This is a genomic window from Pseudomonas sp. YuFO8 (assembly GCF_035065025.1).
GTDB classification, from domain to species: domain Bacteria; phylum Pseudomonadota; class Gammaproteobacteria; order Pseudomonadales; family Pseudomonadaceae; genus Aquipseudomonas; species Aquipseudomonas putida_AE.
In genome coordinates, this window is the sequence record NZ_JAXDEQ010000032.1 from 60,654 (window position 1) to 68,510 (window position 7,857).

Genomic DNA, 7,857 nt, shown 5'->3' on the forward strand with positions numbered 1-7,857 from the left:
ACGTTATCGAGGCTTTTTTGGTCGCAAGGGCAACGGCAAGATCAAAAGATCGCAGCCTTCGGCAGCTCCTACAGGGGATCGCATTCGATTTCCTGGCGTTATTCACCCGCTCGCCGGGCCGGAAAGAACAACTCGAAACACGTCACACCATCAGCACTCGTGACGCTGCACTGGCCGTTATGCAACTGCATGATCGTCGCCACGATCGACAACCCCAGGCCGTTGGATTGCGCCGAGCGCTCGCGGGATTCGTCGACGCGGTAAAAGCGTTCGAACAGGCGGGGCAGGTGTTCGGCGGGGATCGTCTGGCCCTGGTTGCGCACCTGCAAGCGGATGCCATCGGCAGAGGGCGTGGCGCAGATCGCCAGCTCGGAGTTCGGCGCGCCGTACTTGATGGCGTTGGCGCACAGGTTGGCCAGGGCGCGGCGCAACAGCATCGGCTCGGCCCAGATCACACCGCTGCCCTGGGCGTTGATGTTGATTCCGACATCCGCCGCGAGCCCTTCGAAATAGTCGGCCATGCGTTCCATTTCATCCAGGGCGCCCAGTTCCTGGCGTTGGCGCAGGGCACTGGCCGGGTCGGTGCGGGCCAGGAACAGCATGTTGTCGAGCATGCGCGCCAGGCGCTCAAGTTCCTCGACATTGGAGGCGAGCAACTGTTGATAGTGCTCGATGCTGCGGTCTTGCTGCAGGGCGACCTGGGTTTCACCGAGCAGGTTATTGATCGGCGTGCGCAGCTCATGGGCCATGTCGGTGGACACCTGGCCCAGTTGCACGAAACCTCTGCCGAGGCGGTCGAGCATGGCATTGAAGGCCTCGATCATCGGTAGCAACTCCAGCGGCGCGCCCTGGCTGTCCAGGCGTTCGCCGAGGTTACCGACGCCGATGCCTTGGGCATGCCGGGCCACGCGCCGCACCGGCAACAGCCCGCGCTGCACCAGCACGTAGCCGGAAAGTGCCAGCAGAATCGCCGCCACGCTGGCGAACAGGTAGACGTTGAGCCGGTAACTGGCGAGCACCGCCGTGCGTTCAGTCATCAGGCGCCCGGTCACCACTTCCAGCGTGCCCTGGTCACCGGAGGCGATGGTCGCCGCCAGTGCGGAAAAAGGTACGCCATTAACGTTGGGCAAGTGCTGCACGTCGCCGAGGCCCAGTGGGTGGTCCATGGCCATGGGGGTCAATACGGGCATGTCCAGATTGCCCGGATTCACCTGCAGCAACGGCGGTTGCCCGGGCGCGCCGATACTCAACAGGGCTTCGCGGTTGCCGAGCATGTTCTGGAACAGCGCGGGTTTGCTGCGGATCAGCTCCAGGGTGTTGCTGTCGTTGAGGAACGTGCGCAGTTGATCGATGCGGGTGATCAGCGCCGCGTCATCACGGCGGACCAATTCGCGCTCCAGGTCACGGTACAACGCCACGCCCAGGGACGTCAGCGAGACAAACGCCAGGAACGCGAACACCAGCGCCAGGCGCAGCGTCAGGGAGTGGCGCAGATGCGACAGGCTGTTCATGGCTGCGTATCGAAGCGGTAGCCGATACCGCGCACACTGTGGATCAGCTTCAGCTGGAAGGGATCGTCGATCTTCAGCCGCAAGCGCCGCACGGCGACGTCCACCACGTTGGTATCGCTGTCGAAATTCATGTCCCAGACCCGTGAGGCGATCATCGAGCGTGACAGCACTTCACCCAGGTGCGTGGCGAACAGGTGCAGCAGGGCGAATTCCTTGTTGGTCAGCGTAATGCGCGTGCCGGCGCGGGTAACGCGGCGCTTGAGCACGTCGATCGCCAGGTCCTCGATGTGCAACTGTTCTTCTTCGCGGGTGGGGCCGCGGCGGGTCAGGGTACGCAGGCGGGCCACCAGTTCGGCGAAGGAAAACGGCTTGATCAGGTAATCGTCGGCGCCCAGTTCCAGGCCCTTGATGCGATCGGCGATGTCATCGCGGGCGGTGAGGAACAGCACCGGGGTATCGGCTTCCTTGCGCAGGCGCCGCAGGACTTCCCAGCCGTCCATTTTCGGCATCATCACGTCCAGCACGATCACATCGAAATCATGTTCCAGGGCCAGGTGCAAGCCATCGACGCCGTCGCGGGCCAGGCTCACCGTGTAACCGAGTTCCTGCAAGCCGTTGAGCAGGTAATTGCCGGCCTTGGGTTCATCTTCGACGACGAGAATGTTCATGGGCTTCTGCCTGGTTCGGGGTCAGCAGGATTGCGCGCCGCGCAGGCGGGCGACTGCGGCATGCCGCTGCCGCCAGTGTAGCCCGGTCATCCGCCGGAATGCAGGGATGACGATCAGTGATCATTGGTGCAACCGCTGCCCTGGACCAGGTAATCGAGCTCATGCTGGCGACCCTGATGGTCGAGGTAGTTCAGTTGGGCCGGGATGATGCCGCATTGTTGTGAAATGTCCGTTTCACCCAGCACTTTGGCGACGTCGAGGTGGACGAAGGCTGCGTCCTTGTCGTGAATCACTGGGGCGGAGCTTTGGGTATCGGCAAATGCCGAGCCGGTTGCGAGGAGGGCGGCGAAACCGAGGATGTACATTTTCATGACGGTGATCTCTATTCAGGTTTGAGTGGGCTGTCGGCAGGTTGCTTGGCAGTGAGTTCAGGTTAACCAGGCGATCCGAACAGCCCACCAACAGCTCGATGACAAAGTTGTAATAAATGGCCGCCGGTTAAGGCTGGCGACCGGTGGCCACAAGGATCAGGTCGGCGATTTCCTTCGAGTGGGACACCAGCGACAAGTGGCTCGACGGCAATTCGATGGTGGTGGCGCCCATGCGCTTGGCCAGGAAGCGCTCAAGGTCCGGGTTGATCGTCTGGTCCTGGCTGGAGACGGCGTACCACGACGGTTTGGTGTGCCAGGCGGCAGCGGTGGTGCGGTCGGTGAACAGGGTCTTGGCAATCGGTTGTTGCACGGCGAACAGCTGCATGGCTTTATCGTGAGGGACGTCGCCGGCGAAGTACTTGAGGAAGGCGTCTTGCTTGAGGCTGACGAAACCGTCGTGTTCTTCGGTACCGGCGCGTACCGGCATGGTCGGGTATTTGGCCGACAGTGCGACGAAATCTTCCCCGGCATCCGGCGCACGCGCGGCGACGTACACCAGCGAACTGACTTTCGGATTGACCCCGGCCTCGCTGACCACCGTGCCAGCGTAGGAGTGGCCGACCAGCACGGTCGGGCCGTCTTGCTGATCGAGCACGCGCTGGGTCGCGGCCACATCATCGGCCACCGACGTCAGCGGGTTTTGCACCGCCGTAACGTGCAGGCCGGCCGCCTGCAAGCGGCTGATCACATCCGCCCAACTGGAGCCATCGGCCCAGGAACCGTGCACCAGCACGACGTTGTTGGCCTTGACCGGTGCGGTCGGGGTTGCAGCCATGGCGGACCCGCTGCCCAGTACGAAGAGGCTGGCGGCGATCAGGCAGAGTTTGCTCAATGGATTCATGGTATCGACCCTTGTCATCATCAGTGGGAGGCGTGTCACCCGGTGCGGGTGACTGACGACTTCACTGTATGAAGCGAAGGTGCTGGCTACGCTGACAACTCAATGACAAGTCTGTCATGCAACGGATCGTTCAGGTGTAGGCCAGCAATCGGCCGCAGAGGATCACGCTGACCCAGAGCGTGATGGAAAACAGGGCCTGCACCTTGGCCACGCCCGGTGCCGGGTTGCCGGTATTCCACGCCGTGACGGAACGGTACACGCCGACATGGAACAGCACGGCGTTTAAGCCCGCCGTGGCGATCAGGCACAGCTTGAGGATGAAAATGTCATTGGAGGCGAAGTCGTGAGGGTGGGCGGAAAACATCATCAGCCCGGCCGGAACGATCAACAGCAAAGCCGCAACGGACCATGGCAGGAGATGGCGGGCGAGGGCCGTCACCTGGATGTTGCGCGATAGGCCGAGTACCCGCAGGTCGAACATCAGCACCGAACCGACCAGTATCGTAAAACCGAGGATGTGCACGACCTCCACCAACGGATACAGCCATAAATCACCGCGCATGGCTGAGCCAAGCGACGAATCATTGAGCCAGTCCATCCAGCCCTGGTTGGTTTGCATCAGCGCAACTCTATGGTTTTGTCGCCGATCGTGATGCGTTCTGCACGCAACTCATCGGGTTTGTTGCGGTTCTGATAACCGACCACGCTGGCTTGGGTGCCGACCGCCAGCATGTCCTTCGCCAGCCCACGGTTTTCCATGCGCGAGGGCGGCGCGAGCACCACATTCCAGGTCTTGTCCGCCGTCTTGAGGTTGACGAAGCCGTGGGGGTGGGAGTAACCGGACGCTTCAATGGTGCCGTTCAGTTGCAAGGGTTTGCTGGAGTCGTACTCGCTCCAGCCGTGATGGGCGAATGCCGCAGTGGCCACCAACAGCAATGACACGCCAAAGCCCTTGAGCATGATGGTCATGACAGGGTTCTCCTGTTGCAGAGGGTTGGGTCGACGTTTTTCAGGATAGTTGGCGCATTTCGCGGGCTGGAACACCCCGACCAAAAGAATGTTTCAGTCTGTGACGCAGGACTCGCAGGGCTCGGCAGGCCTTAGACGGAACCATGTTCTACGCTTACCCGCAGATGGCACCCATAAAAACAATGCTAGAGGGAGAGACACCATGTCCGCTTTGTTTCGTCGCGTCGGCCATTGCCTGGCTGCAGGCCTTGTTGCTGCCGCAATCAGCACCCCCGTGCTGGCGCTGGACACCGTCAAGTTCATGGCCCCCGGTTCCGTGGGCGGCGGTTATGACCAGACGGCCCGGGTGCTGGGCAAAGCCCTGATCGAGGCCAACGCTGCCAAATCCGCGACCTTTGAGAACAAGGGCGGCGCAGGCGGTACGCTAGGGCTGGCGCAGTTTGCCAACAGCACCAAGGGCGACCCGAATGCGCTGCTGGTGGTCGGTGCGATCATGGTGGCGGGCATCGAGCAGAACAAACCGCAGATCAGCCTGAAGGACGTGACTCCGATCGCCCGGTTGTTCACCGAGTACAACGTGCTCGCGGTGCGCAAGGATTCGCCGTACAAGACCCTCGATGACCTGATCAAGGATTTCAAGGCCAAGCCCACCAGCGTGACCTTTGGCGGTGGTTCCAAAGGCTCGATCGACCACATCGGCATCGCCGAACTGGCCGGCAAGCTGGATGTGCCGGTCAACAAGGTGAATTACATCGCCACCGGCGGTGGCGGTGAAATCGTCGCCCAGGCCTTGGGCGGCCAGATCAAGGTGATCACCGGCGGTTACGCCGAGCTGGGTCAATACATCAAGAACGGCCAGTTCCGTGTGCTCGCCATCGGTGCGCCCGAACGCGTGCCCGGGATCGACGCGCCGACCCTCAAGGAAAGCGGCTATGACGTGGTCATCGGCAACTGGCGCGGTGTCTATGGTGCCGCCGGCCTCACGCCCGAGCAGCGCAAGGAAGTGACCGACGCGGTGGTGGCCGCCAGCAAAAGCAAAGTCTGGCAGGACAACATCAAGACCAACGCCTGGACGGAGAGCGTGCTGACCGGTGACGACTTCGGCAAATTCGTCGATGAAGAACACGTGCGGTTGCGCGCGATGCTGGTCAAGGTCGGGTTGCTTTGAAATGGCCGGATCCCGCGCAGTCGTGCCGACCCAGTTGGCCATCGGCATCGGCCTGATTACCCTCAGCGTGGTGCTGGCAGTGGGCGCCTGGCGCTTTCCGCCGGAGATGGGCTTCGTGATTCTGCCGGCCTATGTCTACCCCTGGGTGGTCGCGGGGTTTCTCGGGGCAGTGGGCGTGTTGTTGAGTTATCAGGCGGTCAGCGGCGGTTTTCGCGAGCTGGATAACCAACAGGCGCACACCGTGGCGGGCGGCAAGGCCGGCGCAGCCTGGGTCACCGCAGGGTTGATCGGTGTGGCCGTGCTCATCAACGTCATCGGTTTCGTGCTGGCCGCCGGGCTGCTGTTCGCCTGTTCGGCCCGCGGTTTTGGCAGTCGTCATCCACTGCGCGACCTGGCGATCGGCATGGCCCTGACCCTGCCGATCTACTGGTTGTTCAACGCCGGGCTGGGGGTTTCCCTGCCGCCGCTGGTCAACGCCTGGATCTGATCCAAGGAGATCGACAGCATGGACATTCTCGCCAGCCTGGCGATGGGTTTTTCCGCAGCGCTGACGCCGATCAATCTGCTGTGGGGCTTCATCGGTTGCCTGCTGGGCACCGCCATTGGCGTATTGCCGGGCATCGGGCCGGCGCTGACGGTGGCCTTGCTGCTGCCGATCACTGCCAAGGTCGATCCCACCGGTGCGCTGATCATGTTCGCCGGTATCTATTACGGCGCGCAGTTCGGCGGTTCAACCACTTCGATCCTGCTCAATACGCCCGGTGAGTCGTCGTCCATGGTCACGGCCCTGGAAGGCAACCTGATGGCGCGCAATGGTCGGGCCGGGCCGGCGCTGGCCACGGCGGCGATCGGCTCCTTCGTCGCCGGCACCATTGCGACGGTGCTGCTGACCCTGTTTGCCCCGGTCGTGGCCAGGCTGGCGCTGAATTTCGGGCCGGCGGAGTATTTCGCGATCCTGGTGCTGTCCTTCACCACGGTCTCGGCGGTACTTGGCGCCTCGATGCTGCGTGGTTTTGCTTCACTGGGGATCGGCTTGACCATCGGCATGATCGGCCTCGACTCGACGTCGGGCATTGCCCGCTACACCCTGGGCGTGCCCGAACTGGTGGATGGCATCGAGGTGGTGCTGGTGGCAGTCGGTCTGTTCGCGGTCGGCGAAGCCCTGTACAGCCTGCTTTATCAAACCGAGCAAGCCGAGGGCCGGCATCGCCTGACGTCATTGTGGATGACCCGCGCCGACTGGAAACGCTCGGTGCCTGCCTGGTTGCGGGGCACCTTTATTGGCTTCCCGTTTGGCTCGATTCCGGCGGGTGGCGCGGAGATCCCGACCTTCCTGTCCTATTCCACCGAACGCAAACTGAGCAAATACCCCAAGGAGTTTTCCGCTAACAAGGGCGAGGGCGCCATCGAAGGGGTGGCCGGCCCCGAAGCGGCCAACAACGCCAGTGCCACTGGCTCGCTGGTGCCGTTGCTGACCCTGGGCATCCCGACCTCCGCCACGGCGGCGATCCTGTTGGCGGCCTTCCAGAACTACAACCTGCAACCGGGGCCGATGCTCTTCGAGACCTCCGCTGATTTGGTGTGGACCCTGGTGGCTTCGCTGTACATCGGTAACGTCATCCTGCTGGTGTTGAACCTGCCGCTGGTGGGCCTGTGGGTAAAGCTGCTGCAGATCCCCCGGCCTTATCTGAACGCCGGGATCCTGGTGTTCGCCACCATCGGCGTCTACGGCATGCGCCATTCTTCCTTCGACCTGATGCTGATGCTGGGGATCGGCTGGGCCGGGGTGTTGATGCGCCGTTTCGATTTCCCGGTAGCGCCGGTGATCGTCGGCATGCTGCTGGGGCCGATGGCCGAGAAACAGCTGCGCAATGCCCTGTCGATCAGTGAGGGGGACTGGACGATATTCCTGACCCAGCCGATTTCGGCGGCGTTCATGGCGCTGACGTTGTTGGTGCTGGTGGTGCCACCGCTGCTGCATGCGCGCGGGATCAAGTTGCATGAAGATGACTGACGGGTCGGTCCCCCTGTAGGCGCTGGTTTGCGATGGCGGCCTCTTAGCCGACCAATCACTCGCGGCTGTCCCCACTACTGTGGGAGCCAGCCTGCTGGCGATGGCGGCCTTACAGCCGACCAATCACTCGCGGCTGTCCCCACTACTGTGGGAGCCAGCCTGCTGGCGATGGCGGCCTTACAGCCGACCTATTGTTTGTTGACCGCGTACATATCCATTCCTGCGGTAACGGCCACTTATGGTTTCGCTCTTACA

General features: G+C 62.5%; 9 protein-coding genes. 3 read left to right on the plus strand and 6 right to left on the minus strand.

Annotated elements, in window-relative coordinates; all coding sequences use genetic code 11:
* Positions 1–98: 98 nt before the first annotated feature.
* From SOP95_RS23595 to SOP95_RS23620, 6 genes are all read right to left on the minus strand, one after another.
* Complete coding sequence (locus tag SOP95_RS23595; protein ID WP_323608512.1) at positions 99–1,511, minus strand: heavy metal sensor histidine kinase; 1,413 nt, start codon at positions 1,509–1,511, stop codon at positions 99–101.
* Positions 1,508–2,179, minus strand: coding sequence for a heavy metal response regulator transcription factor (locus tag SOP95_RS23600; protein WP_274076205.1), 672 nt, complete (start codon positions 2,177–2,179; stop codon positions 1,508–1,510). The genes SOP95_RS23595 and SOP95_RS23600 overlap by 4 nt, the downstream gene beginning before the upstream one ends.
* Positions 2,180–2,292: 113 nt before the next feature.
* Entirely contained in the window at positions 2,293–2,550 is a 258-nt protein-coding gene (locus tag SOP95_RS23605) for a DUF2790 domain-containing protein (protein WP_323608513.1), read from the minus strand.
* Positions 2,551–2,677: 127 nt separating this feature from the next.
* The gene (locus tag SOP95_RS23610; RefSeq protein ID WP_323608514.1) at positions 2,678–3,451 is read right to left on the minus strand and encodes an alpha/beta hydrolase; all 774 of its coding nucleotides are present in this window, start codon (positions 3,449–3,451) and stop codon (positions 2,678–2,680) included.
* 130 nt (positions 3,452–3,581) lie between these two features.
* A complete protein-coding gene (locus SOP95_RS23615) occupies positions 3,582–4,070 on the minus strand; it encodes a DUF6644 family protein (RefSeq protein ID WP_323608515.1) in 489 nt (162 codons plus the stop codon).
* On the minus strand, positions 4,070–4,420 hold the full coding sequence (locus SOP95_RS23620; protein WP_323608516.1) for a DUF6152 family protein: 351 nt from the start codon (positions 4,418–4,420) through the stop codon (positions 4,070–4,072). Before SOP95_RS23620 ends, SOP95_RS23615 begins: the two co-directional genes overlap by 1 nt.
* Before the next feature lie 202 nt (positions 4,421–4,622).
* On the opposite strand from SOP95_RS23620, the gene SOP95_RS23625 reads away from it, so the two are divergent.
* Genes SOP95_RS23625 through SOP95_RS23635 form a run of 3 tightly spaced genes read left to right on the plus strand, consistent with a single transcriptional unit; the run spans position 4,623 to position 7,602 of the window.
* On the plus strand, positions 4,623–5,588 hold the full coding sequence (locus tag SOP95_RS23625; RefSeq protein WP_323608517.1) for a Bug family tripartite tricarboxylate transporter substrate binding protein: 966 nt from the start codon (positions 4,623–4,625) through the stop codon (positions 5,586–5,588).
* A gap of 1 nt (position 5,589) precedes the next feature.
* On the plus strand, positions 5,590–6,075 hold the full coding sequence (locus SOP95_RS23630; protein WP_274076211.1) for a tripartite tricarboxylate transporter TctB family protein: 486 nt from the start codon (positions 5,590–5,592) through the stop codon (positions 6,073–6,075).
* An 18-nt stretch (positions 6,076–6,093) separates the two neighbouring features.
* Positions 6,094–7,602, plus strand: a complete 1,509-nt coding sequence (locus SOP95_RS23635) for a tripartite tricarboxylate transporter permease (protein ID WP_323608519.1) — start codon at positions 6,094–6,096, stop codon at positions 7,600–7,602.
* The last annotated feature ends 255 nt before the right edge of the window (positions 7,603–7,857 follow it).